This is a genomic window from Microbispora sp. CA-135349 (assembly GCF_050947365.1).
Lineage (GTDB): Bacteria > Actinomycetota > Actinomycetes > Streptosporangiales > Streptosporangiaceae > Microbispora.
Genome location: NZ_CP192001.1, coordinates 8204372 through 8227847, shown reverse-complemented (window position 1 = coordinate 8227847; position 23476 = coordinate 8204372). Strand labels below are relative to the sequence as shown.

The 23476-nt window shown below is 71.4% G+C and carries 24 protein-coding genes; 8 read left to right on the top strand and 16 right to left on the bottom strand.

Annotation, left to right across the window (positions count from 1 at the left end; all coding sequences use genetic code 11):
* The first annotated feature begins 14 nt into the window (after nt 1-14).
* On the top strand, nt 15-1355 hold the full coding sequence (locus tag ACQPZZ_RS37865) for a glycoside hydrolase family 36 protein (protein WP_432927069.1): 1341 nt from the start codon (nt 15-17) through the stop codon (nt 1353-1355).
* 155 nt (nt 1356-1510) lie between these two features.
* Here ACQPZZ_RS37865 and ACQPZZ_RS37860 read toward each other — a convergent pair whose 3' ends face one another.
* A complete protein-coding gene (locus tag ACQPZZ_RS37860) occupies nt 1511-2014 on the bottom strand; it encodes a YybH family protein (protein ID WP_432927067.1) in 504 nt (167 codons plus the stop codon).
* A 116-nt stretch (nt 2015-2130) separates the two neighbouring features.
* Here ACQPZZ_RS37860 and ACQPZZ_RS37855 point away from each other — a divergent pair, with 116 nt between their 5' ends.
* On the top strand, nt 2131-2415 hold the full coding sequence (locus ACQPZZ_RS37855; protein ID WP_432927065.1) for an ArsR/SmtB family transcription factor: 285 nt from the start codon (nt 2131-2133) through the stop codon (nt 2413-2415).
* 24 nt (nt 2416-2439) lie between these two features.
* Here ACQPZZ_RS37855 and ACQPZZ_RS37850 read toward each other — a convergent pair whose 3' ends face one another.
* Complete coding sequence (locus ACQPZZ_RS37850) at nt 2440-3630, bottom strand: helix-turn-helix domain-containing protein (RefSeq protein ID WP_432927063.1); 1191 nt, start codon at nt 3628-3630, stop codon at nt 2440-2442.
* Complete coding sequence (locus ACQPZZ_RS37845; protein WP_432927061.1) at nt 3617-4408, bottom strand: hypothetical protein; 792 nt, start codon at nt 4406-4408, stop codon at nt 3617-3619. Before ACQPZZ_RS37845 ends, ACQPZZ_RS37850 begins: the two co-directional genes overlap by 14 nt.
* Before the next feature lie 170 nt (nt 4409-4578).
* Here ACQPZZ_RS37845 and ACQPZZ_RS37840 point away from each other — a divergent pair, with 170 nt between their 5' ends.
* From ACQPZZ_RS37840 to ACQPZZ_RS37830, 3 genes are all read left to right on the top strand, one after another.
* Nucleotides 4579-5514, top strand: a complete 936-nt coding sequence (locus ACQPZZ_RS37840) for a DUF72 domain-containing protein (protein ID WP_432927059.1) — start codon at nt 4579-4581, stop codon at nt 5512-5514.
* Between the two features lie 76 nt (nt 5515-5590).
* Complete coding sequence (locus ACQPZZ_RS37835) at nt 5591-7282, top strand: serine/threonine-protein kinase (protein WP_432927057.1); 1692 nt, start codon at nt 5591-5593, stop codon at nt 7280-7282.
* A 37-nt stretch (nt 7283-7319) separates the two neighbouring features.
* Complete coding sequence (locus ACQPZZ_RS37830; RefSeq protein WP_432927055.1) at nt 7320-8480, top strand: acyltransferase family protein; 1161 nt, start codon at nt 7320-7322, stop codon at nt 8478-8480.
* A 121-nt stretch (nt 8481-8601) separates the two neighbouring features.
* Here ACQPZZ_RS37830 and ACQPZZ_RS37825 read toward each other — a convergent pair whose 3' ends face one another.
* The 4 genes from ACQPZZ_RS37825 to tatA form a co-directional block, all read right to left on the bottom strand.
* A complete protein-coding gene (locus tag ACQPZZ_RS37825) occupies nt 8602-9498 on the bottom strand; it encodes an aldo/keto reductase (protein WP_432927053.1) in 897 nt (298 codons plus the stop codon).
* Nucleotides 9499-9551: 53 nt separating this feature from the next.
* Complete coding sequence (locus ACQPZZ_RS37820) at nt 9552-10232, bottom strand: TetR/AcrR family transcriptional regulator (protein WP_432927051.1); 681 nt, start codon at nt 10230-10232, stop codon at nt 9552-9554.
* A 108-nt stretch (nt 10233-10340) separates the two neighbouring features.
* A complete protein-coding gene (locus ACQPZZ_RS37815; RefSeq protein WP_432927049.1) occupies nt 10341-10916 on the bottom strand; it encodes a hypothetical protein in 576 nt (191 codons plus the stop codon).
* A gap of 147 nt (nt 10917-11063) precedes the next feature.
* On the bottom strand, nt 11064-11351 hold the full coding sequence (gene tatA / locus ACQPZZ_RS37810; RefSeq protein ID WP_432927047.1) for a Sec-independent protein translocase subunit TatA: 288 nt from the start codon (nt 11349-11351) through the stop codon (nt 11064-11066).
* 227 nt (nt 11352-11578) lie between these two features.
* On the opposite strand from tatA, the gene ACQPZZ_RS37805 reads away from it, so the two are divergent.
* On the top strand, nt 11579-12493 hold the full coding sequence (locus tag ACQPZZ_RS37805) for a DUF72 domain-containing protein (RefSeq protein WP_432927045.1): 915 nt from the start codon (nt 11579-11581) through the stop codon (nt 12491-12493).
* A gap of 367 nt (nt 12494-12860) precedes the next feature.
* Complete coding sequence (locus ACQPZZ_RS37800; protein WP_432927043.1) at nt 12861-14588, top strand: glucuronyl esterase domain-containing protein; 1728 nt, start codon at nt 12861-12863, stop codon at nt 14586-14588.
* 93 nt (nt 14589-14681) lie between these two features.
* Here ACQPZZ_RS37800 and ACQPZZ_RS37795 read toward each other — a convergent pair whose 3' ends face one another.
* Nucleotides 14682-14861, bottom strand: a complete 180-nt coding sequence (locus ACQPZZ_RS37795) for a hypothetical protein (protein WP_363642335.1) — start codon at nt 14859-14861, stop codon at nt 14682-14684.
* Nucleotides 14862-14954: 93 nt separating this feature from the next.
* Here ACQPZZ_RS37795 and ACQPZZ_RS37790 point away from each other — a divergent pair, with 93 nt between their 5' ends.
* Entirely contained in the window at nt 14955-15413 is a 459-nt protein-coding gene (locus ACQPZZ_RS37790) for a MarR family winged helix-turn-helix transcriptional regulator (RefSeq protein WP_432934677.1), read from the top strand.
* Nucleotides 15414-15423: 10 nt separating this feature from the next.
* Here ACQPZZ_RS37790 and ACQPZZ_RS37785 read toward each other — a convergent pair whose 3' ends face one another.
* The 8 genes from ACQPZZ_RS37785 to ACQPZZ_RS37750 form a co-directional block, all read right to left on the bottom strand.
* Nucleotides 15424-16260, bottom strand: a complete 837-nt coding sequence (locus tag ACQPZZ_RS37785) for a hypothetical protein (RefSeq protein ID WP_432927041.1) — start codon at nt 16258-16260, stop codon at nt 15424-15426.
* 245 nt (nt 16261-16505) lie between these two features.
* On the bottom strand, nt 16506-17015 hold the full coding sequence (locus ACQPZZ_RS37780) for a hypothetical protein (protein ID WP_432927039.1): 510 nt from the start codon (nt 17013-17015) through the stop codon (nt 16506-16508).
* A 28-nt stretch (nt 17016-17043) separates the two neighbouring features.
* Nucleotides 17044-17922, bottom strand: a complete 879-nt coding sequence (locus ACQPZZ_RS37775) for a polysaccharide deacetylase family protein (RefSeq protein WP_432927037.1) — start codon at nt 17920-17922, stop codon at nt 17044-17046.
* 30 nt (nt 17923-17952) lie between these two features.
* Nucleotides 17953-18954: an asparaginase gene (locus tag ACQPZZ_RS37770; RefSeq protein ID WP_432927035.1), complete on the bottom strand. Its 1002-nt coding sequence runs from the start codon at nt 18952-18954 to the stop codon at nt 17953-17955.
* Nucleotides 18951-19706 (bottom strand): SDR family NAD(P)-dependent oxidoreductase, encoded by a 756-nt coding sequence (locus tag ACQPZZ_RS37765; RefSeq protein WP_432927033.1) that lies wholly within the window; start codon nt 19704-19706, stop codon nt 18951-18953. Before ACQPZZ_RS37765 ends, ACQPZZ_RS37770 begins: the two co-directional genes overlap by 4 nt.
* A 12-nt stretch (nt 19707-19718) precedes the next feature.
* Nucleotides 19719-20498, bottom strand: a complete 780-nt coding sequence (locus tag ACQPZZ_RS37760) for an SDR family NAD(P)-dependent oxidoreductase (RefSeq protein WP_432927030.1) — start codon at nt 20496-20498, stop codon at nt 19719-19721.
* A complete protein-coding gene (locus ACQPZZ_RS37755) occupies nt 20495-21871 on the bottom strand; it encodes an MFS transporter (protein WP_432927028.1) in 1377 nt (458 codons plus the stop codon). The genes ACQPZZ_RS37760 and ACQPZZ_RS37755 overlap by 4 nt, the downstream gene beginning before the upstream one ends.
* A 289-nt stretch (nt 21872-22160) precedes the next feature.
* Complete coding sequence (locus ACQPZZ_RS37750) at nt 22161-23219, bottom strand: LacI family DNA-binding transcriptional regulator (protein ID WP_432927026.1); 1059 nt, start codon at nt 23217-23219, stop codon at nt 22161-22163.
* Nucleotides 23220-23476: the final 257 nt, after the last annotated feature.

Here is a 23476-nt window from a genome sequence, read left to right as displayed (position 1 = left end):
TGAACTGGCCGGTGATGGAATCACACTGTGAGGACGTCGCCGCCCTGGGCGTGGACCCGGCGAGGGCCCGGGTCTACGCGGAGGGCTGGCAGTCCTGGAGCGTCACCGCCGCCCTTCACCTGACCGAGGCGCCCTATCGGGTGACCCTGCCCAACTCGCTGGTCATCGACTGCCACTACGGCTCCGCTCCGGACGAGGGCGTGTTCCGGGGTGAGGGGCTGCTGGCCGTGGATCCCGGGAACGGCGGGCCGGTCCACGTCTTCGGCGCCGCGAGCGCCGAGTCCCGGGTGCCCGTCATCGAGGCGCGGCCGCGCGGCGGTCAGGTCGTGATCTCGTCGGACGCCCCCGTGCATCACCTGGAGCATCAGGGCGGGCTGGAGTCGGCGCCGGTCCGCTGGGGCGACGCGTTCGCCGCGCGGGCCGGTGTGCGCCTGCGCCCGGCGCCCACGGTCTGGTGCTCCTGGTATCAGTACTTCTCCGACGTCACCCAGGAGGACGTCGCCGAGAACCTCACAGCCATGGACGACCTGGCGGTCCCGGTGGACGTCGTGCAGATCGACGACGGCTACCAGGCCGCGCCGGGCGACTGGCTGACGTCCTCGGGCCGCTTCGACGACCTGCCGGGATTGGTCCGGAGCGTCCGCGAGCACGGGCGGCGCGCCGGGATCTGGATCGCCCCCATGGTCGTGGCCCGCGAGAGCGCCCTTTTCGCCGCACACCCGGAGTGGCTGGTCACCGATCCCGGGAGCGGCGACCCGGTCTCCGCGGGCGACGTCCTCGGCGGCTCCTGCGCCGCGCTCGACCTCACCCACCCCGGCGCGGCCGAATACCTGGCGGACGTGCTGCGCACCATGCGCGACTGGGGCGTCGACTACTTCAAAATCGACTTCGTGTACGCGGGGGCGCTGGAGGGCCGTCGCCACGAGGACGTGACCGGCGTGGAGGCCTACCGCCACGGCCTGCGGCTCATCCGCGAGGCGATCGGTCTCGAGGCGTACCTGCTGGGGTGCGGTGCGCCGATCCTGCCCTCGGTCGGCATGGTCGACGCGATGCGGGTGGGCCCGGACATCGCCGCGTACTGGCAGAACCCGAGCGCGCACCCGTCCGAGCCCAGCCAGGCCAACGCCACCAGGAACACCGTCGCCAGGGCGTGGCAGCACGGCAGGTTCTGGATCAACGACCCCGACTGCCTCATGCTCCGTCCGGAGGTCGAACGGCGGGAGGACTGGGCGCGCACCGTCGAGCGGTACGGCGGCCTGCGGGCCTCCAGCGACCGGTTGCGCGGCCTGGACACATGGGGGCTGGAGACCACCCGCCGCCTGCTCACCCCCGCCGACCCCACCCCGCTCGTCTGACCCGCGCTTCCGGCTCCGCCAGGGCCGGCGTGGTTCAAACCCGCTGGATCGTCGGCAGGGCCACGTTGACCACGTTGTTGTTCAGGTAGGTCATGAAAGTCGCGAGCGACACCAGCGGCGTGGTCGACCAGGGGCGCGCCTGACCAGCGGCGTGGTCAACCAGTGGCGTGGCGGCCGGACACCGCCTGCTGATAGGCGGCAAGCGCGTCGGGATCGTCGATGCTGCCGTGATGGTGGAACTGCCGCCAGCGGCCGTTCTCGTAACGGAAGTAGCGGCTGGTGCGGATGGCGAGCGGCACGGCGAGGCCGTCCGGGCCGGTGTACGTGCCGATCTCGCGCCCGGCGAAGACGGCGTGACCCTCGCCCAGATACTCGACGATGTCGCCGAACGTGACCTGGACCCGCATGGGGCCGTCGAAGATCCTTCCGTACAGCTCCGCTATCGCGTCGCCGCCGCGCAGGATGCCGCCCAGCGGGTTGTTGAGCTGCGCCAGCGGGTGATCGCTCCAGTCCTCGCGGAGCACGGCCGCATCACGGTGGTTCAGCGCGTAGTAGAAGGTCTCGAGCGCGGCGTACGCGCCTTCGGCCGAGGGGTCGCCGGTGGCGTCGAGCCGGTTGCGCGCGGCGGTGCCGTATCGGGCGTCGTTCTGCTGGATCACACTGGGCTCCCATCTAAAATGTTCGATGGAGGTCTAACACCATGAGTGTACGACAGGGATCGAACACTGCGTCAACGGCACGGGCCCGCAGTCTCGTGCACAGGCATCCGCGCGAGGTGAGCCTGCAGACCGCCCTCGACGCGGTCGCGGACCCGGTACGGCGGGCGATCATCCGCGAACTCGCCGGTCACCCCGACTGGACGCGCGCCTGCGGCACCTTCGACCTGCCGGTTTCCAAGGCCACCCGCAGTCACCATTTCGCGGTTCTGCGCGAGGCGGGCCTCATCGAACAGCGGGACGAGGGAGCACGCCGGTTCAACCGCCTGCGGCGTCCCGAGTTCGACGCCGAGTTTCCCGGCATGCTCGATCTGATCCTCAACGAGCGTCCGTCCGCAGGGTGAGGAGGCATCGCCCGGGACGCGGCCTCAGGGAACGAGTCTCAGCCGGGGGCGATGGGCGGGCAGGCCGATCAGTTCGCGTACGCGCGTCAGGGGCCAGGCGAGCTCCCGGGCCAGCGCGGGCCCGGTCAGCCCGGTCTCGGCCGCCGCCATCTCGAATGCCTGGGCGAGCAGCACCGGCTGCTCGCCGGGGTAACCCGACACCGGCTCGGTCGCGAAACCCGGCTGCCCGCGCAGCGCGGCGAGCCGCTGGTAGGCGCGTCCGGCCGCGGAGTCGGACAGCAGGCCGACCTCCCGGCATCGATAAAGCAGGGAATCGACCGACACGCCCCAGACGCGGCGCAGCTCCGCGAGCCGCCGCAGGTCCGCGCGGGCCGGCAGACCGGGCAGGATGCTGTCGCGCGGTGTGAGGAACTCCGCGGCGAAGGAGTCGGCCTCGCGCTCCTGCTGGCTGTCCCCGGCCGCGGCGTCCCCGTGCAGCACCAGATGCCCCAGCTCGTGGGCGGCGGTGAAGCGGTGCCGGTAGACGTCGTCGAAGCGGTTGGGCGTCAGGACGACGATGGGCCGGGGCAGGCTGGAGGTGGAGAAGGCGTCCACCGTGACCGCGTCCTCGTCGGCCTGGGGGAAGACGACGACGATCCCCCGCGACTCCATGTGCCGCACCAGGTGGCTGATCGGCCCGGTGCCGAGGCCCCAGTGGGCCCGCAGCGCGCGGGCCGCCCCCATGGGATCGCGGGGCAGGGCGACACCCGAGTGCACCTCGCCCCCGGCGAAGCCCGGCAGGTCGACGTAGGGGAGCCGCACCCGCTTCTCCAACGCGTACGTCAGCTCCCAGACCTGCTCGACGAAGGCCACGGCCTTGGCGCGCTGATAGGCCCGGGTGGAGCGCAGGCTGCGGAAGTGCGCCATCGAGCCGTCCAGCTTGCCGTGTGGACGGCCCGGCAGGAAGAAGGCCGCGGGCACCGCGAGCACCTCCGCGAGGACCGGGACCAGATCGGGACGCGGCCGGGTGACCCCGGCCTCGTACTGACCGACCGCGGCGGGCGACACGCCGATGCGCTCGGCGACCTCCTTCTTCGTCAGCGCCGCCAGCCGTCGCGCCTGCGTGAGCCGGGTCCCGTCGAAGGCGTCCGCCACGGCCTGAGGACTCGGTGTCGTGGTGCCGGATTCGGGGGGAACGGTCTCCTCGACCAGGCGCAGCCGGTCATCGTCCTTCATCGGCCGCGGCGTCCGTCGCGTGCGGCGCCTCGCTCACCGGAGGCAGGCCGGCCGCGCGCTCGTAGGGCGGGCGGGGGTTGAGCGCCGGCGCCGGCAGCGCGCCCCGGGCGAACGCGGGCGCATCACCGACGGGGGCCACCATCCCGGGCAGCTCGGCGGCGGGCGCCTGCCCGGCGAGCGGGATCGGCTCGCAGTGGTGCCAGCGCAGGCTGCCGGTGCGGTCGAGCAGCTCGGCCTCGCCCCACCACACGTCGAGCAGGCCGGCCCGGGCGTTGCACGCGTACGCGATGAGCACGAGGCGGGTGCCCTCGGGCAGCCGGGTGAGCGCGCGAGCTGCCGGAGTCGCGGGCTCCGGCAGGGCGGCCTCGACGCCGCCGAGCGTGAGCTGCTCGGCCCAGGGCCGCGGGCCGAACCTGGTGAACAGCGCCTGCACCAGCCCGGACGGCCTGCCGTCGCCGATCCTGGCGTTGACCACGCTGACCGAGCGGTCCTTGGCGTAGCGGAAGGGGAACAGCAGGTTGCCGCCGAGCACGACGAGCTCGTGCTGCGAGCCCGGCGGCTTGACGGTCTCGACGTCGGGCATGTACGCGAACGCGCCGGCCAGGGCCTCGAACTTGCGGGACATGAGCGTGAAGCCGAACGGGTGGAGGAGCTCGGTCCGCGCCGTCTTCTGGGCGTCCTGGGCGTTCTCCAGCGCGAGCGCCAGCGCCTCCGCCACCCCCTGGCGGATCTGCTCGGCACGCGGGCCGAACGTCTCCAGAGCCCAGGTCGACAGCATCGCCACCTCCGGTCGCTTCGCGCAGTGCTGCTTTGTCCGGTGGCCACAGCACACCACGGGCACTTTACTTTCCAACATCATAGTCACGCGGACGCTTCACAGGTCACGTAGGTCACACCTCATCACCTCCCCGCCTGTATCGGGACCGGCCGGGCTCCTTATGGTGAGATATGGGGACGATCCTGGTCGGCACCGCGTCGTGGACGGACAAGACGCTGCTGGAGTCCGGGTGGTATCCGCCCGGCGCCACGACGCCGGAGGAACGCCTGCGCCACTACGCGAGCCTCTTCCCATTGGTGGAGGTCGACTCGACCTACTACGCGCCGCCCGCCGAGGCCACCGTACGGCTGTGGGCCGGGCGCACGCCGCCGGAATTCACCTTCGACGTCAAGGCGTTCTCGCTGCTCACCCGGCATCCGACCCGGCCGGCCGCGCTGCCGAAGGACCTGCGGCCGAGCGGTGCGGGCAAGAACCTGTACGCCCGCGACCTCGACCCGAAGGTCGTGGACCAGGTCTGGGAACGGTTTCTCGGCGCCCTGACGCCGCTGCGGGAGGCGGGCAAGCTCGGAGCGGTGCTGTTCCAGTTCCCCCGGTGGTTCCCGATCGGCAGGGCCAACAAGCACTACATCCTGGAGTGCAAGCGGCGCTGTGAGCCGCTGCGGATCTCCGTCGAGTTCCGCAACCACACGTGGATGAGCGAGGAGAACCAGGCCGAGACCCTCGACTTCCTCCGTTCGTACGCCATTCCGTACGTCTGCGTGGACATGCCGCAGGGCTATCCGGACTCGGTTCCGCCGGTGGTCGCGGCCACGTCCGACCTGGAGGTCGTGCGGTTCCACGGGCACAGCGACAAGTGGACGAGCCATGACATCCACGAGCGCTTCGGCTACCGCTACTCCCTGGAGGAGCTGAAGCGGTGGGCGCCGAGGCTGCGCGAGCTCGGCGGCCAGGCGTCCACGACCCATGTGCTGATGAACAACTGCTACCGCGACTACGCCCAGACCAACGCCCGCCAGCTCGCCGCCGTACTGGCGGGCCTGCCGGACTGCGACGTACGGCCCCGGCCGGACGGGGGCCGGACATACGAGGAATCCGCTGCCGGGTGACCTCAGGATATGGAAGGATCCCGCCTGATCCATCCACATACCGACGGCATTGCGGGGGAGCGGGACGCATGCGGGAATGGCCGGAGCCGATCACGCGCGTCCGCCGCCCGTGACGGGCCCCGCCGTGCCGCCGCGCCCCCTCGACCCCGGTGATCCCGAGTGGATCGGCGACCGCCGGCTCGTCGGCGTGCTCGGCGAGGGCGGCCAGGGCACCGTTTATCTGGCGTGGGACAGCTCGGGCGCCCAGGTCGCGATCAAGATGCTGCACGCCAGGGCCGCGATGGACGCCACGAGCCGCCGGCGCTTCGTCAGGGAGGCGGAGACGGCGCGCAGGCTCGCCCCCTTCTGCACGGCCCGGGTGCTCGACGCCGGGTCCCACCACGGGCGGCCGTACATCGTCACCGAGTACATCCCCGGGCCCTCGCTGGCGGCGGCGGTCGCCGAGGACGGCCCGCGCACGGGCAGCGGGCTCCACCGCCTCGCCGTCGCCACGTTGACGTCCCTCGCCGCGATCCACCAGGCCGGGATCGTGCACCGCGACTTCAAACCCGGCAACGTGATCCTCGGCCCCGAGGGGCCAGTGGTCATCGACTTCGGCATCGCACGCGCCGCCGATCACACCGTCAGCGGAGGCGGCATGGCGGGCACGCCCGCCTTCATCGCCCCCGAGCAGCTCGCCGGGCAGCGGCCCGGCCCGGCGTCCGACGTGTTCAGCTGGGCCGTGACGATCGCGTACGCCGCGACCGGACGCCTGCCCTTCGCCGGACCGACCGTTGCGGCCGTCCTGATGGCCATCTCGGCCCGCGAGCCCGACCTGTCCGGCGTGCCCGCCGACCTTCGCCCGCTGCTCGAGGCGTGCCTGGCGAAGGATCCCGCCGTCCGGCCCGCCGCCTCCGACGCGCTGCGCGCCCTCACCGGCGCCGCGTCCGTCACGTGGCCGGCCGATCCGGCACCCACGGCCGGATCCGGCGGCGCCGACACGATCACCCGGGTCCCACCGCGGCGGCGGTGGGTCGCCGGCGTCGCCGCGGGCGTGACCGCCGTGCTCGTCGCGGGCGGGCTCCTCCTGCTGCACCCGCTCGGCGGAGGCGAACCGCATCCCCGGGGCGGGAGTCCGCTGTCCGCGTCTCGCGGCGGCGAGGCGGCTTCCCCGGCCGGCGGCCTGCTGTACGGCGACGACTTCGGCGAGCGGGGCAACTGGGACGGTTACGCCTTCGCTCCCGGCGCGGCCGGTGACCGGCGCACGACGCGCGGCTACGAGATGGAGCGCGGCGTCTACACGGTCCGCGCCGACCACGGCGGCCCGGTCAACGCCGCGCTGTCGCCCGTGCCCGCCAAGACCGACGCGGCGGCCGGACGCGACGTGCTGGTCGGCGCGACGGCCGAGCTGCGGGAGGGCCGGGGGCGGGGCGGCTTCGGGCTCGTGTGCCGGTGGGACGAGGACGTTGCCAGCGGGTACGCGTTCCTGCTCGGCCTCGACGGCACCGCCCGGGTCGTGCGGCACTCCGGTGGCACGCGTCTCGACGTCGTGCCGCCGGTGAAGGCGGCCCCGCCGCGCGCCGGACGCGCCGTGCGCCTGCGGGCCGCCTGCCGGGGCTCCCGCCTGACGTTCTGGGTCGACGGCACGCGCGCTCTCGACGCGGAGGACGCCCGCCCTCTGCCGCCGGGCCCGCACAGCCAGGCGGGGGTCCTCGCCCGCGTACCCGAGACCGGAAACGGCACGGTCACGGTGTCGTTCGACGACTTCAGCGTGCACAAGGCGGGTTGACCCGGGAGCGCGGCGATTTTCGCCTAAAGTCACCTGAATGGCATCAAATCGCTCTCGGCTGGCATGGCTGGACGCCTTACGCGGCATCGCCGCGCCGGCCGTGGCGCTGCACCACTCGGCCTGGACGTTCGTCCCGGCCGTCTGGGGGGAGGTCGACCGCAGGGTCGACGTCGGCACCTGGGGCGTCTTCGTGTTCTTCCTGGTCAGCGGGTACATCATCCCGGCCTCGCTGGAACGGCGGGGCGACCTGCGGGCCTTCTGGACCGGCCGGGCCTTCCGGCTCCTCCCGCTGTTGCTCGCCGCGCTCGCCCTCGCGCTGCTCCTCGCGTACGCCGGGGTGTTCGCGACGTCGCCGGAACTCGGCAGCAGGCCGCCGTCGCTCGTCGCGCTGGCGAACCTCACGATGCTGCAGGAACTCCTCGGCGTCCCCTCGGTGATCAACGTGATGTGGACGCTGTCGTACGAGATGGCGTTCTACCTGATGACGGCGGGGCTGTTCGCCGTAGGGCAGGCGCACAGGTCGGCGCCGATCGCCGTGGTCCTCGCGGTGGCGGCCGTGCCGCTCGGGCTGCTCATGCCGTACGCGACGATCAACGGTGGCGCGGACCTCGTCGCCACGCTCATGGGCGTCGCGGTGATCCTGGTCATCGTCGTGACCGTGACCGCGGGCGGCCGGCTAAGGACGGCGGCCGCGGTGATCGGCGGCGTTCTCGGCCTGACGCTGGTGATCCTCGGCAGCAGGATCGGGGCGGGGCAGGGCCTGGTCATCGCGGCCACGATGTTCGCCGGGACGGCCGTGTATCGCGCCGAGCAGGGCACGCTCCGGCGCGTCTGGGCGGCCGCCGCCCTGCTGACGGTCCTCGCCTGCGGCGTCCTGGTGGCCCGCGAACCGGCCTGGGCGGCGGCGCTCCTGCTGGCGGCGGGCTTCTTCGCGCTCGCGTTCACGCTGCGGCGCCGGTGGTTCCCCCGGTGGCTCGCCCACCTCGGCGTGATCAGTTTCTCCCTGTATCTGCTGCACCCGCTCCTGCTGCGGGTCGTGCCGAACCTGCCGGTGTTCTTCCTCGTCCTGCTGCTGCTCGGCCACGTGGCGTACCGGCTCGTGGAGGCCCCCGGCCAGCGTCTCGGCCGTCGTCTGAACGCGTACCTGCGGCGATCCTCTGTTCAGCCGACTCCCCGCAGGCCGTTCACGGCGTCCTGAGGTTGGCTGATTCTTCTCGCCGCCGCGGAAAAGCGGAAAAATCGCGCCAACTTCGGCCGGTGACCGCCGCACGACCAGGGCCGCCGGCTGGGGAAGCCGGCGGCCTTCCTGCGAGTCCCGGTCAGCCGGCGTCGGAGAGCGCGTCCAGGCGGGCCATCTCCTCGTCCGTGAGACGCAGCGCGGCGGCGGCGACGTTCTCGGTCAGGTGATCGGGGTTGCCGGTGCCCGGGATGGCCAGCACATGCGGCCCCTGCTGGAGCGTCCAGGCCAGCCGCACCTGCGCGGGGGTCGCCCCGTGCGCCCGGGCCACGGCGCGCACCTCCTCCTGGTCCGTGCCGCTCGCCCCCTGATCGCGGCCTTCGCCGGCGATCGCGTAGAACGGCACGAAGGCGATTCCCTGTTCGCCGCAGGTGCGCAGTTGCCCTCGGCTGCGGGTGGCGCCGATGCCGTACCGGTTCTGCACGCTCACCACCGGTGCGATGGCCTGGGCCTGCGCGAGATGCCCGGGCCGGACGTTGGAGATCCCGAGATGCCGGATGAGACCGGCCTCGCGCAGCTCGGCGAGCGCGCCGAAGTGGTCGGCGATCGAGTCGAGCCCCGCCTGGCGCAGGTAGACCAGGTCGAGGTGGTCACGACCGAGCTGGCGCAGGTTCTCCTCGACCTGGCCGCGCAGCTGGTCGGGCCGGGCGAGCGGCAGCCACTCGCCGGACGGGTCCCGTCCCGGGCCCACCTTGGCGGCGATGACCAGGTCGTCCGGATACGGCGCGAGCGCCCGGTTGATCAGCTCGTTGGCCGAGCGCAGCCGCGAGAAATAGAACGCCGCCGTGTCGATGTGGTTCACGCCGAGGTCGACGGCGTGCCGCAGCACCGCGATGGACCGCTCGCGGTCGCTCGGTGTGCCGAGGTCGAAGGCGGCGCTGCCCGTCAGGCGCATCGCGCCGAACCCCAACCGGTTGACTGTGAGGTCGCCGAGTTTCCAGGTCCCCGCGGCGGCCGCGCCGATGACGTCTCCACTCATCCCGGCAGGGTGCCACAAATCAGATCAACCAGCCGCAGAAGCGCGGAAACTGCTCAGAGCCCCATCATGTCGGCGAGGCCGTCCATGCCGGCGGCGAGCAGGACGATCCCGCTGTGGCCCATGCCGGCGAACTGCCCCTGGACCTCCAGGCTCACCACGCCCTGGAGCTGGGCCCAGGCCATCACGGTGCCGGTGAGAGCGGTCGCGGGGTCCCCCTCCGGGGCGAACGCCCGCACCCATTCGGCCACCGCCGGGGTCTGCTCCACCCACCGCCGCATCTGCTCCCGGAGCGGTTCGGCTCCCGGCCGGCAGCGCCCCCCGGCGAACACGGGAAGGAAGGGCCCGAGCACGTTCCTGGCACGCAGCACGCTTTCCGGGGGAGCCTGGTAGCCGGGTGAGGGGGTGCCCGCCAGCAACTGGAACAGGTGCGGGTTGGCCCCCGCCCATCCGTGGAAGGCCCGGGCCAGCGCGTGCAGCCGCTCCCGCGGCGCTCCCTCCCGTACGGCGGCCCGCACGGCCGCGGCGACCTCGTCGAAGCCCTCAAGGATCAGCTCGGTCAGCAGATCGTCGCGGCTGCGGAAGTACTTGTAGATCGCCGGGCCGGTGACGCCGAGCTGTTTCGCCACGGCGTTCAGGCTCAGCGCCGCCACCCCGCCCGCGCCGATCTGCACGAGGGCGATCTGCTTGATCTCCGAGCGGACCTGGTCCCGATAGCGCTGCCGCGGCGTTGACATCCTCTCATTATGGTGAGTGCCTCTCATCGGCGTCGTCCGGCGCATCGCGTGCCTCTCGCCCGTACTCCCCGGGCCCGGCGCGGAGGCGCCCGGTGACCGGCGGGCAGGTCAGGGGGTGTAGATCTCCTGGACCTTCATGATCGTGCCGCGATACACGGTGATGAGCGCCGGCCGATGACCGGCCTTCATGCGGGAGATCAGCACATTCCGGGAGCAGCGCTTCGACCCGAGGCCGTCGGTCTTCACCGTCACCGTGGCGCCCTTGCACCCGGTGGCGCTGTAGAACACGACGTTCTTCGCGACGGGAGAGGCGTAGGCCCTGACGTCACCCTCGGGTGTGCCCTCGAAGTACCCCTCCGTGTGCTTGTCCCTCACCCACCTGATCGGTTCGTATTCCGCCACGCCGGACCGGTAATGCGTGACCCAGCCCCGCAGGATGCCGTCGTGTCGCGGCGAGATGTGCTTGGTGAAGTCATGGTGCGGGTCGCTCTGGAACGACGTGCCGAAGACCTTGGGCGCGGCGAACCGGGGCTCGGCGAACTGGGGCCCGGCGAATTGGGGCCCGGCGAACTGGGGCCCGGCGAACTGGGGCACGGCGGCGTCGGCGGGCAGCGCCGCCGCGGAGAGCAACGCGGCGGTCGCGGCGGCGGGAAGGACAACGCGGAACGAGGTCGAGAGCTTCATGTCCTGTTGGAGTCCGGGCCTCGCGGCAAGGTTCACGATCCGGACCGATTTCCGCAGCGACCACGCACGGACCTCCACGGCGGCCGCGTCGATCGCCCCGGGAGACGAACGCGGCACGAGCCGTCCCGGCGGGGCGCAGGGAACGCCTCAGCGGGCCTCGGGCTCGTTCCGCCGCGCGGCCTCAGCCGCGGCTCTGAGTAGGGCGTTCTCCTCTTCGAGCACGCGCAGCCGCTCCTCGGCGCCCGGAGAGACGGGTGCCGTACGGGCCCGGGCGGCCGGGGCGTCGTCCTCGTCGCCGAGCTTGCCGGTCTCCCTCTTGAGGATCCGCAGCGACTGCCCGACGGCCTTCGCCGTGTCCGGCAACTTCTTGGCGCCGAAGAGCAGCACGAGCACCACAAAAACGATCATCCAGTGAACAGGACTGAGCGAACCCATGGGGGTTCTCCTCCGGTCGTTGTTTTGCCTGCTCACAGGCTATGTCATCGGGTGTGAGGGCAGGCGGCGCGGCGTCCGGCCAGACGGCGGGCCGCGAGGCCGTGGGCCGGTTTCGGCCGCCGTACCCGCGTCACGTCCGTAACAAGGGGTACTGGGGATCAAGGAATTCGAAGGGAGGGACGCGGAATCCCCCGCCTGCTGAAGCAGTCGGTTCCCCCGCGACTGTGATGGGCAAGATCTTGGTCGGTACGGCCTCCTGGACGGACAAGTCCCTGCTCGCCTCGGGCTGGTACCCGCCCGAGGCGTCGACACCCGAGACCAGGCTCGGCTACTACGCGGGCAGGTTTCCCCTCGTGGAGGTGGACGCCACCTACTACAACCCCCCGGCCCGGCGTACGGCCGAGTTGTGGCGCGACCGTACGCCGAAGGACTTCACCTTCAACGTGAAGGCGTTCTCCCTGCTCACCGGGCACCCGACTCGGCCGGGCGCGCTCTACAAGGACCTTCGGGCCGTGCTGGGGGAGCCCAAGCGAAGGCTGTATCGACGCGATCTTCCCCCGGAGGCCGTCGAGGAGGTGTGGCGCCGGTTTCTCGGCGCGCTGGAACCGCTGCACGAGTCGGGCAAGCTCGGCGCGGTGCTGTTCCAGTTCCCGCAGTGGTTTCCCCCGGGCGACGCGAACCGCCGCTACATCGTCGAATGCCGCGACCGCTGCCTGCCGATGCGCGTATGCGTCGAGTTCCGCAACGCGGCCTGGATGGACGAGGCCACGCGGCAGGACACCCTCGGTTTCCTCGCCGCCAACGACGTGCCGTACGTCGGGGTGGACATGCCGCAGGGGCATCCCTCGTCGGTCCCGCCGGTGCTGGCGGCCACCTCCGACCTCGCCGTCGTCCGCCTGCACGGTCATTCGGAGAAGTGGACGAGCCGCGTCATCGAGGAGCGGTTCGGCTATCTCTACTCCGAGGAGGAGCTCCGGGACTGGGCCGGGCGGATCGCGGACCTGGCCGCCCGTACGGCGACCACGCACGTGCTGACGAACAACTGCTGCGCCGACAACTCCCAGCGCAACGCCGCACGCCTGGCCGAGCTGCTCGAAGAGCGAGGCGCCGATGTCGTCAGGCCGTCCGCCGGGGCGGACTGAGCTCGGCGATGGACCGTCCCTGCGGACAGCGCTGAGACCCTTCCGAGGACGCGCGGGTCGGAGAAGCCGGCCGCCCTCCTGATCCGCGCAGCGACTCTGAAAGTTTCGGGTACGACTACGAAAATTGTTCCGGAAACTACCGATCCCGCGAATCGCGGCAGCTCCGCAGTGGCATGGTGACAGCAGGGCGTACCTCGTCAAAGTTGGGTCTTGGCGACGCCGCAACTTTTCGGCAACTCTTCGAAAATACCCACCTCCCTACTCGCCTGGGGTTCTTCCCGGACCTGTGACAGGTCCGGGATCCTCAGGAGGAAGGACGAGCTACCTTGAAACGTCTCACGGTCTCGGCAGCACCCGGGGGTGCCCGGTGATCGGCAATGTCGGTCCGGGCGGCGGGAGCCGGGCCCCGGGCGTCGGCCGCGTGCTGGTCATCGGCGCCGTCGCGGTGCTCTCGCTGGGTCTCGCGGTGACCGGGATCCCCGAATCGAACGCCACCGCCGCCACGCTCGCGGCCGCCGCACCCGCCGCACCCGCCGCGGTCGGCGTCGAGGACGAGGGCGCCGACTGTCCGGTGCCCGACCTCGGGCCGTCGACGTCCACCTCCCGGCTTCCCGATCCCTTCAAGAAGATCAACGGGCAGCGCGTCGCCTCCACGTCCGACTGGCGGTGCCGCCGCGAGGAGATCAAAAAGCTCGCCGAAAGGTACGTCTACGGTGAGAAGCCCGCCAAGCCCGCCGGCGTCACAGGGACGGTCTCACGCACCGGTATCACCGTGAACGTGTCGGCCAACGGCAGGAGCTCGAGCTTCTCCGCGGGCGTCGACCTGCCGAGCGGCACCGGGCCGTTTCCGGCCGTCATCGTGTACGGAGGATTCGGCGCCGACACGGCCACCATCAAGGCGAGCGGCGCCGCGGTCATCAGCTACGACCCGTACACGGTCGGCAAGGAGGGCACGGCGCGCACCAACAAGCAGGGTGCCTTCTACAGCATCTACGGCTCTTCGAGTAGCACCGGGCTGCTCGCCGCCTGGGCCTGGGGCGTGAGCCGCATCATCGACGTCGTCGAGCAGTCCGGCGGGAGCATTCTCAGGGCGGACGCGACCGGCGTGACGGGATGCTCCCGGTTCGGCAAGGGCGCCTTCACGGCCGGAGTGTTCGACCAGCGCATCGCGCTGACCATGCCGATCGAGTCGGGCAGCGCCGGTGTCCCCATCCTGCGCGGCGTCGCCCAGGAGAGCGGTGCCCAGCCACTGAGCAGCGCCTACTCCGAACAGCCGTGGCTGGGCGACGCGTTCGGCTCCTTCACCGGCAATCCCGGCCAGCTGCCGGTCGACACGCACGAGATGGTGGGCATGGTCGCCCCGCGCGGGCTGTTCATCATGGAGAACCCCCATGTCGACTGGCTGGGCGCCCAGTCGGGCAGCGTGGCGGCGCTGGCCGGAGCCGAGGTCTACAAGGCGCTCGGCGCGGGGGACAACATCAGCTACTGGTCCGACGTCCAGGACGGCACGCACTGCGCGACCCGGCCCGAATGGCGGACCCCGCTGCAGCAGAACATCCAGAAGTTCCTGCTGAAGTCGGGCAACGCCCCTGGCGTCTTCCAGATCTCGTCCAGAAAGTCCGGCAACCTGTCGCAGTGGAGAGACTGGACGACTCCGGTGCTGACCGCCTCCAGCCCGTCCGCGAGCCCGAGTCCTTCCCCCAGCCCCTCGCCAAGCGGGAGCCCGAACACCGGCCCGAGCCCGTCTCCGAGCCCGTCTCCGAGCCCGTCTCCGAGTGTTTCGCCGTCCGGCGGGGTGAGCGGCGCGTGCTCGGCGACGTTCCGGGTGGTCAACTCCTGGTCCGGCGGCTGGCAGGGTGAGGTCACGGTGCGTGCGGGCGCCTCCGCGATCAACGGCTGGACCGTGAACTGGACCTGGCCCGGTTCGCAGTCGATCACCCAGGTGTGGGGAGGCGTACGGTCGGGCTCCGGCTCGAACGTGACGGTGCGCAACGAGTCGTGGAACGGCTCGCTCGGCGCCGGCGCGAACACGACCTTCGGCTTCATCGCCGGAGGATCCTCGGCCGCACCCGCGGCCACCTGCAGCAGTCCGTGAACGGTGACCGAACCGTGAAGACCGCGCCCGCGGCGGCCATCGCCGCGGGCCCCGCACAGGTCCGGGCCCCGCACATCGGGCTCATGGTCCCGGTCAGTGCCCGACGAGCATGACGATGCCGACGATGACGAAGTGGATGAGCACCGCGAACACCAGCACGCTGGCGAAAATCCACTTGGCGGGGCCGTGCTCGAAGTGCTTGCTGTCCTTCATCGGCGGGCGCTTGGCGACGCGGTCGGCGATGCGCTCTTCGAGGCTCTTCCTACGGGCCATGACACTTCCTGTGTTCTCGGCTCTGATGCTTAGTGCACTAACGATTAGTGTACTAACCAAGTAGCATGGCCGTGGAGGTGTGTAGTGAGTGACATTGGCGACACCGTCGACCCGCTGGCTTTGGAGAACCAGGTCTGCTTCGCCCTGGCCGTCGCCTCGCGGTCGGTGATCGGTCTCTACCGGCCCCTGCTCGAACCCATGGGCCTGACCCATCCGCAGTACCTGGTGATGCTGGCGCTGTGGCAGCACGCGCCGCTGTCGGTCAAGAAGCTCAGCGGGCTGCTCCAGCTGGAGCCGGCCACGTTGTCACCGCTGCTCAAGCGCCTGGAGGCCGCGGGCCTCGTGGAGCGCCGCCGCGCCAGCGACGACGAGCGCTCCCTCGCGGTGGTGCTGACCGAGGAGGGACGCGCGCTGCGGCAGCAGGCCGAGAAGGTCCCCCCGACGATCGTCGAACGACTGGGGATGGAGCCGGCCGAGCTGCAGAGCCTGCACCAGGCGCTGACCCGCGTCATCGCCGCCGCCAACGGCGCCCACCCCGCCGGACAGCGATAGGAACCCCTGGCTAGCCGCCCATGCAGATCACGTAGATCGTGCCGCTGACCGCCTTGCCGTAGAGCCTCCAGCCGACCGCCTTGCCGTTGACGACGTACGGCGCGTTCGTGGTGATGTAGGGCGCGCTCGCGCCGCTGCCCGCGATGAAGCCGCCGCCCGTGGCGACCATGGCGTCCGGGCACATGATGTCGTCGCCGCCACCGCCGGCCGGCAGGTAGAGGGAGTCCGCCTTGGTGACGACGTTGGCGGCTCCCCCCGTCGAACCGCCCGGACCTGCCGGGCCCGCGGGACCCGCAGGGCCCGCGGGACCACGCGCGCCGGTCTCGCCTTTCTCGCCCTTCGGGCCCTGCGGACCCGCGGGACCACGCGCGCCCTGCGGACCGGCGGCACCACGCTCCCCGTCCTTGCCCGGGGTACCGTTCTTACCCGGCTCGCCCTGGGGGCCGGCTGGACCGCGCTCGCCGTCCCTGCCCGGTGCGCCGTCCTTGCCCGGGTCGCCCTTCAGCCCCTGCGGGCCCTGCGGGCCACGCAGGCCCTGGGGACCGCGCAGGCCCTGGGGACCACGCGGGCCCTGCTCGCCGGTGTCGCCCTTCGGACCGGTGCCGCCGATGCCCACCGGACCCTGCGGACCGGTCTTGTTCCACGACACCTTGGTCTCGGTCGCCTTGCACGTCGTCGTGGCGTTGACCAGACGCATGTACCGCGTGCTCTTGTTCACACACGCGTACAACGCGGCGTCACTCGCCGACGAAGCGGTGGCCGCGCCACCCAGGACAAGGAGCGACCCGGCCAGGGCACCGGCCGCCACAAGGCCGATGCTCCGCCCGCCCGGCAACTTGATAGCCACGGGACTTCCCTTTCTGAGGCATACGAGGGGACTGAAACGCCTGAGGCGCGTGTGCTACACGCCCGAAAGGCAGCGGCGGTTGTCCCTGTGAAGATCACGTATGGACATCGGTGATTTGTGTCAGCCGCTTCGGTCAGAAGTCACCCGTCCTCGTCGCCCTCGGCCACTCGTGCCCTCAGGCATGCAGGGGCCCCGGCACCACTCGTGTGCCGGGGCCGCCGCCGGTTCCTCCGCGCGCTCTCCGCTCACATCGGGCCGGTGCCGACGATCCTCCCGTCGGCCGCGAGCAGCCGGAACGGCGCCGCCCGGCCGGGCGCGTCAAGGGCGACCGCACGGCGGTCGAACGCGCGGACGCCCAGCCCGAACGCCGCGAGCCGCAGGTGCAGGGCGCCGCCGGGCGGCACGCTCATGACCGTGACGGCCGCCGGCGGGCAGGGCGCCGGCGTCGGGCGGTAGCCGGAATAGGCGTCGTCCTCGTGGCCGGCCCCGTGCTCGTGGTCGCGCAGCGCCGCTTCGAGCTCGTCCCATCCCGCCGGGACCAGAAAGCGGGCCACGAGGTCCAGCAGCCGGTCGAGGGTCGGTGCGACGCCGGCCCCTCCGGTGCTGCCGGACGCCAGCCACCCCTGCGGGACGGGGCTGACCCGCACCCCCGTGCACACCGCGGCGGTGAACCGGGCGATGGCCCACCGTCGCCGGTGCCCGGAGACGAGGGGCCCGGCCCAGTCGGCGGGCGGACCTCCACATGCGCCGCACATCCGGACTCCTCCACTCTCGCCGCGACGGTCAGGCCCGGGGGCTGCGGGCCGTGAAGTCGTCCGCGATGGCGTCGAACGTGGACCACCGGACGCCCTCGTGCTTGTTGATGTGCTCGATGAGGCGCTCCAGCATGAGCAGGACCTGCGGGCGGCCCGAGACGTCCGGGTGGATCGTGATGGTGAAGACGGCGTAGTCCGACTCGCGGTAGACCCAGTCGAACTGGTCGCGCCACATCTCCTCGATGTGGCGGGGGTTGACGAAGCCGTGGCTGTTCGGGCTGGTCTTGATGAACATCATCGGAGGCAGGTCGTCGAGGTACCAGCTCGCCGGGATCTCGACGAGGTCGGTCTCCCGCCCGCGCACGAGCGGCTTCATCCACTCGCGGGCGTCCTTGCCATAGTCGATTTTCGACCAGGTGTCGCCGACGCGCACGTAGTACGGCTCGAAGTCGCGGTGCATGAGCGAGTGGTCGTACTTGATGCCGCGTTCGAGCAGTAGCTCGTTGGTTACCGGGGAGAACTCCCACCACGGCGCGACGTACCCCGTGGGGCGCCGGCCGGTGCGCGTCTCGATGAGGTCGATGCAGTAGTCGAGGATGGTCGACTCCTGCTCGCGGCTCATCGCGATCGGGTTCTCGTGGCTGTAGCCGTGCACGCCGATCTCGTGTCCGGCGGCCACGACCTGCTCGAACTGCTCGGGAAAGGTCTCGATGGAGTGCCCGGGCCAGAACCAGGTCGACGGCAGGTCGTACTTCTTCATCAGAGCGTTGAGCCGCGGGACTCCCACCTCGCCGGCGAACAGGCCACGTGAGATGTCGTCCGGGGAGTCCTCACCACCGTACGAGCCGAGCCAGCCGCCGACCGCGTCGACGTCGATCCCGAACGCTACAAAGATTTCCTTGGCCACAGCGCATCCTCTTTTCTTGGTGTCGATAGGTCAGACATGGGCGGCGAGGGCCTGCTCCGTGACGGGGGCACCCGCGGCGATCAGCAGCGCCAGCAGCACCCTGGCCTGGTAGACGGGCAGCCCGCCGACGCTCAGCGCCCCGGCGCGTACGAGGTCCACCCCGCCGCCGTTGCCGTACGTGGGCACGACCGGCCCCTCGGCGACGCGCGTGGACAGTCCCACGACCGTTCCCGCCGCCACCGCCTCGGTAACCCACTTCAGCAGGGCGTGGTTGGCGTTGCCGACGCCGGTTCCGGCGAGCACGACCGCCCGCGCTCCGGCGCGTACGGCGGCCCGGGCGAGCGCGGCGTCGGCGCCGGGGTGGACCGTCACGACGTCCACCCGGGTGTCGTCGAAGCGGGGGCCGGGCGGGTCCAGCGGCGCCGGGCGCACCGGCCGCGCCGTGACGCGCACCCCCGTCGGGTCGACCCGGCCGATGGGACCGCCGTCCAGGGTCCTGAACGGCTGGGCGGCGACGGTGTGGTGCTTGCGGGTGCGCCGCGCGGCGAAGATCCGCCCGGCGAAGGAGATGAGCACTCCGCATCCGCGTGCCTCGGGGGAGGCGGCGACGGCGACGGCCTCCCGGAGGTTGCGCGGCCCGTCGCTGTCGGGCTGGTCGGCCGCACGCTGCGCGCCGGTGAGGACGACGGGCTTGTCGCTGCCGTGCACGAGGTCGAGGAGGAACGCCGTCTCCTCCATGGTGTCGGTGCCGTGGGTCACCACGACGCCGGTCACGTCGTCCCTGGCGATCTCCGCCGCGACGGCCTCCGCGATGAGGCGCAGCTCGCGGTGGCCGAGCAGGTAGGAACCGAGGTTGAACAGATCACGCCCCTCGACCTCGACATCGCCGTAGCCGGTGGAGCCGAGGAGCTGCGCGGCCGTTCTGCGCGCCACCGCCGGGCCGCCGGGCTTGCTGCTCGAGGCGATGGTGCCGCCGGTCGCGATGACGACGACACGCGCCTTCCGCGAGCCGTCTTCCGTGCGAGTGCTCATGGCATGACGTCGCCGGAGTTGGGGCCGAGCGTCTGGCCGACGTAGATGTCCCCGCCGGGCGAGCTCGCCAGGAGCAGCGCGGTCGGCGCGACCTCCTCGGGGCGGCCGAACCGGCCGAGCGGAAGCTCCGCGGCCTTGCTCCGCTTCCACTCCTCCGACAGCCCGTCGATGAGCGGCGTCACGATCGGGCCGGGGGCGATCGCGTTGACCAGCACGCCCTTCGGCGCGAGTTCGAGGGCGAGGGCCTTCGTCAGGCCGATCACGCCCGCCTTGGCGGCGACGTAGTGGGCGAGACCCGTGCCGCCCTTGATTCCCAGCTGGGAGGCGATGTTGACGATGCGGCCCCGGCCCGCCTCCACCATGTACGGCGCGGCGTAGCGGGCGGCGAGGAAGACCCCGCGCAGGTCCACCGCGATGGTCCGGTCGAAGCGCTCCGGGGTCAGCTCCAGGAAGGGGACCTCGTCGAGGATCCCGGCGGCGCTGACCAGCACGTCGATCCGGCCGTGCCGTTCCACCACCTCGGCCATGGCGCGCTCGACGGCGGCCGCGTCGGTGATGTCGACGACATGGCCCGTGACATGGCCGGTGACATTGCCCGTCACCGCGCCGAGACCCAGCAGTTCGCCGGAGACGGGCTTGACGTCGAGCAGGGCGAGACGGGCGCCTTCGGCGGCGAACAGCCGGGCCGTCGCGGCCCCGATCCCGCTCGACGCTCCGGTGACGACGGCGACCTGACCGTCGAGAATTCCCATGTCCCGTCTCCCTCAGCTCGGCCAGCGGACGGTGAGCCCGCCGTCCACGACGACGCTCTGTCCGGTCACGTACGCCGCGTCGTCCGAGGTGAGGAACCGGATCACCCGGGCCGCCTCGTCGACCGTGCCCACCCGTCCGGCCGGAATGATCTTTCCTGCCTCCCGCAGACCCTGCGGGCCGAGCGAGTTGACCTCGTCGAGCGACTGGGGGCTCTCGATGAGCCCGGGGATCACCGCGTTCACGCGGATCCCACGCGGCGCCAGCTCGACGGCCAGGGAACGGCACAGGCCGAGCACGCCGGCCTTGGCCGCCGCGTAGTGGCTGTGCTCCTCCCATCCGTACACGCCGCCCGCGATCGAGGAGGTGGCGACCATCGCGCCGCCGCGCTCCATCCGGGCCGCGCAGGAGCGGAAGACGCGCAGGACACCGCCGAGGTCGACCGAGAGCATGTCGTCCCACGCGCCGTCGGTCATCTCCTGCAGCGACTGGCGGCGCAGCACGCCCGCGGCGGCCACGGCGATGTCGAGGCGGCCGAAGGCGTCCACGGCCGCCTGCGCGAAGCGCTCGGTCTGCTCATGCGACCGGACGTCGAGCTCCACGGCCGCGCAGCGCCCGCCCGCGGCCTCGACGGCGGCGACCGTCTCACCCGCGTCGTGCGGGTCTCCGGGGTAGTAGCCGACGACCGAGTGGGCCCCGGCCCGGGCGTAGGCGACGGCCAGGGCCCGGCCGATGCCGCTGGCCCCTCCCGAGATGACCGCGACCTTGCCGTCGAGCCCGTCGTCCCTGGTCATGCCAGAACCTCCTTGTTCTCTGCCGCGTGGTCGCCGAACCGGTTGGTGGTGTTCGTGCCGAGCATCAGGAGGCCTGAGATCAGCATGAACACGGACCCGGCGGAGATCGCGGCGACGGTCATGGACAGCCCGGCCGCGAGGAGCACGCTGAGCAGCGCCGATCCGGCGATGCCGCCCAGCGGCGCCATGACGTGCGCCACGTTGGCTCCCGTTCCCCGCACGTGCGCGGGGAACGACTCGCCCATGTAGAACAACATCGCGGCGTAGGGGCCGTTGAGGAAGAAAAGCGTCAGCGCGTAGAGCGCGATGGTGAGCCCCTGCCCGGTGGGCAGCAGCAGCATGAGGAGGCTGACGGTGCCGCCGATGGCCCACCCGAGCGTGATCGTCAGCTTCCGGCCGATCCGGTCGCCGACCCAGCCGTGGAAGAGGTATCCCGCGAATCCGGCGATGTTGGACAGCACGAGGACGATGAGCGCGCTCTCGAACGACACGCCCTTCGCCTCCACCAGAACCGTGGTGCCGAGGACCGAGAAGACCTGGATGCCCATCCAGTTGGTGAGCCATGCGAGCGCGAGGCTGATGGTGTGCCGCCGCAGCCCGGGAGCGAGGATGTCCTTGAGCGCGCCGCTCGTCCTGCCGTCCACCAGCTCGGTGACGTCGTGTTCCTCGGCGAGCAGGCGCGCCCCGGCGTGATCGCCCTGCTCCTGGCGGCGCTTGACCTCCTTCATCGCCAGGAACGTCGGCGACTCGGGCAGCCTGAGCGCGAGCAGGATGATCGGGACGGAGAAGACGAGGGCGAAGAGGAAGGACCACCGCCATCCGGCGAGCGGCAGGAGCACCGCCGTGATGCCGGCCGACAGCAGAGCGCCCACCGGCCACCCGGCCTGCACCAGGCTGAAGACGAAGCCCCGGTTCTTCACCTTCTTGAACATCTCGTTGAGGTAGACGGCGTTGACCACCTCTTCGGAGAGCGACAGGCCGGTGAACGCCCGGATGACGACCACGCTCACGGCCCCGGCGGCGAGCCCGGTGAGTCCCGAGGCGAGCGCGCCGCCGGTCATCAGCATGACCAGGGCCTTCTTCCGGCCCATCCGGTCGAGGACCGGCCCGACGATGAGGGAGACGACGAACACGCCGACCGTGGCGAAGGTGTTCACCATCGTCGACTGGCTCGTGGACCAGCCGAAATCCTCACCGATCTTCGGCAGGAGGGTGCCGAAGAGCGTGTAGTCGTACACGGAGGCGACCCAGGCGAGGAAGGCGATGACGCTGACGTAGGCGACCGCCCGCTTCGTCACCGGCCGGTTCCAGGGTTCCTGCGCGGACGCTCGCAGGGACGCGCCCGGCGCTCCCTGCGATGGGACAGCTCCCATGTGGGGGACTCCTCTTAGTTTGTGCACTCGGAGCGCACACAAAGGTTTGTGTGGGGGTACAAAGGTTTGTGTAGGTGACGGAGACAGGAAACCTGACTTTTCTCCATGCCGCTGAGACGTGGCCGCCGTCCGCTGTGTGCGCGGTCACCGGCGTCGCGTCGGTCGAAGGGGTGGTGTCCCCGCACGGCCGGCCGGTACGCACCCGGGGATCGATGCGTTCCCAGCCGCTACCCAAACCTTTGTGTAACCTGCAGGCAGGCTAAAGTCGGACATCCGCCCATGTCAAGGGTCATATCCGGCCCGTCGACCCGGTGGACCTGGAGGGCTTCGACGGCATCGTCGACTCGCGGACGACGAGCGTGGGCGGCAGGCGCAACGGCTCGACCTCGGCGCCCTGCAGCAGGTCGAGCAGCATCTGCAGGCCCAGCCGTCCGATCTCGTGCATCGGCGACCGTACGGTGGTCAACGGGGTGGGCAGCTCGGCCGCCAGCGCGGTGTCGTTGTAGCCGACCAGCGCGACGTCGTCGGGGATCGACAGCTTCCTGTCGCGCAGCGCGCCCATGACGCCGATCGCCGCGAAGTCGTTGGCGGCGAAGATCGCGTCCGGGAGCGGGCCGCCGTCGAGGATCCGCTCCGCGGCCTCCCGTCCGCCCTGCGCGTCGAAGTGGCCGCGGACGATGCGGTGCGGCGGGACGTCCACACCCGCCTCGCGAAGCGCGTCGACGGCGCCCTGTGCCCGGTCGAGACCGGTTGAGGCGTACGGCTCTCCCGCGAGGATCGCGACGTCGCGGCGTCCGATGGACGCGAGGTGCTCGCCCACCAGCCTGCCGCCGAGATGGTCGTCGCAGGTCACGGACGGGTAGTCGCGGGCGCGCCGGGAGACGAGGACGAACTTCATGCCGCGCTCGGCGACCCCCTGCAGGAAGTCGCCGTCGACCTGCGCGTCTCCGAAGATCATGCCCTCGACCCGGCGCGACAGCAGCGTCTCGGTCGCGCGCGCCCGCTTCTGCGGATCGTCGAGGGAGTTGGTGACGAAGGTGGCGAACCCCTTCTCTGTGGCCGCTTCGTCGATGCCCTCGTAAATGGTGGCGAGGACGTAGTCCTGAAGCCGGGGCACGATCACGCCGATCAACCGGGAGCGCCGCGTCCGCAGCCCGACCGCCTGGGGGTTGGGCGTATACCCGTGCGCGGCCGCCGCGGCGCGGACACGCTCGATCGTCTCCATGGACGCCCAGCGGCGCGCCGACGCCTCGGAGGTCGCGTTCAGCACCCGGGAGACGGTCGAGGGGGTGACGCCCGTCTCGTCGGCGATCATTTGGAGCGTGGCGTGGGGTGTCCGCCTGCCCATCAGCACTCCTGCACCCGCGATCCTTGTCAACCCGCGACCGTACACGCGCGGGACCAGGCCCATTCTCCCGCGTCCCGGCCGGGTGAGAGAACCGCGCCGGCGACGCGGCACGACGGCACCGCCGAGATCACTCCGTTCGCTGAGGGCACCGGGGTGGAGCGGGCGTCGCGACGGACGACGGCCCCCGTGGGGGACGTCGAGGGCCGTGACTTCCTTGGCCGAGTTCCGTTCCCGATATGGGTCATGCCGGATTAGAA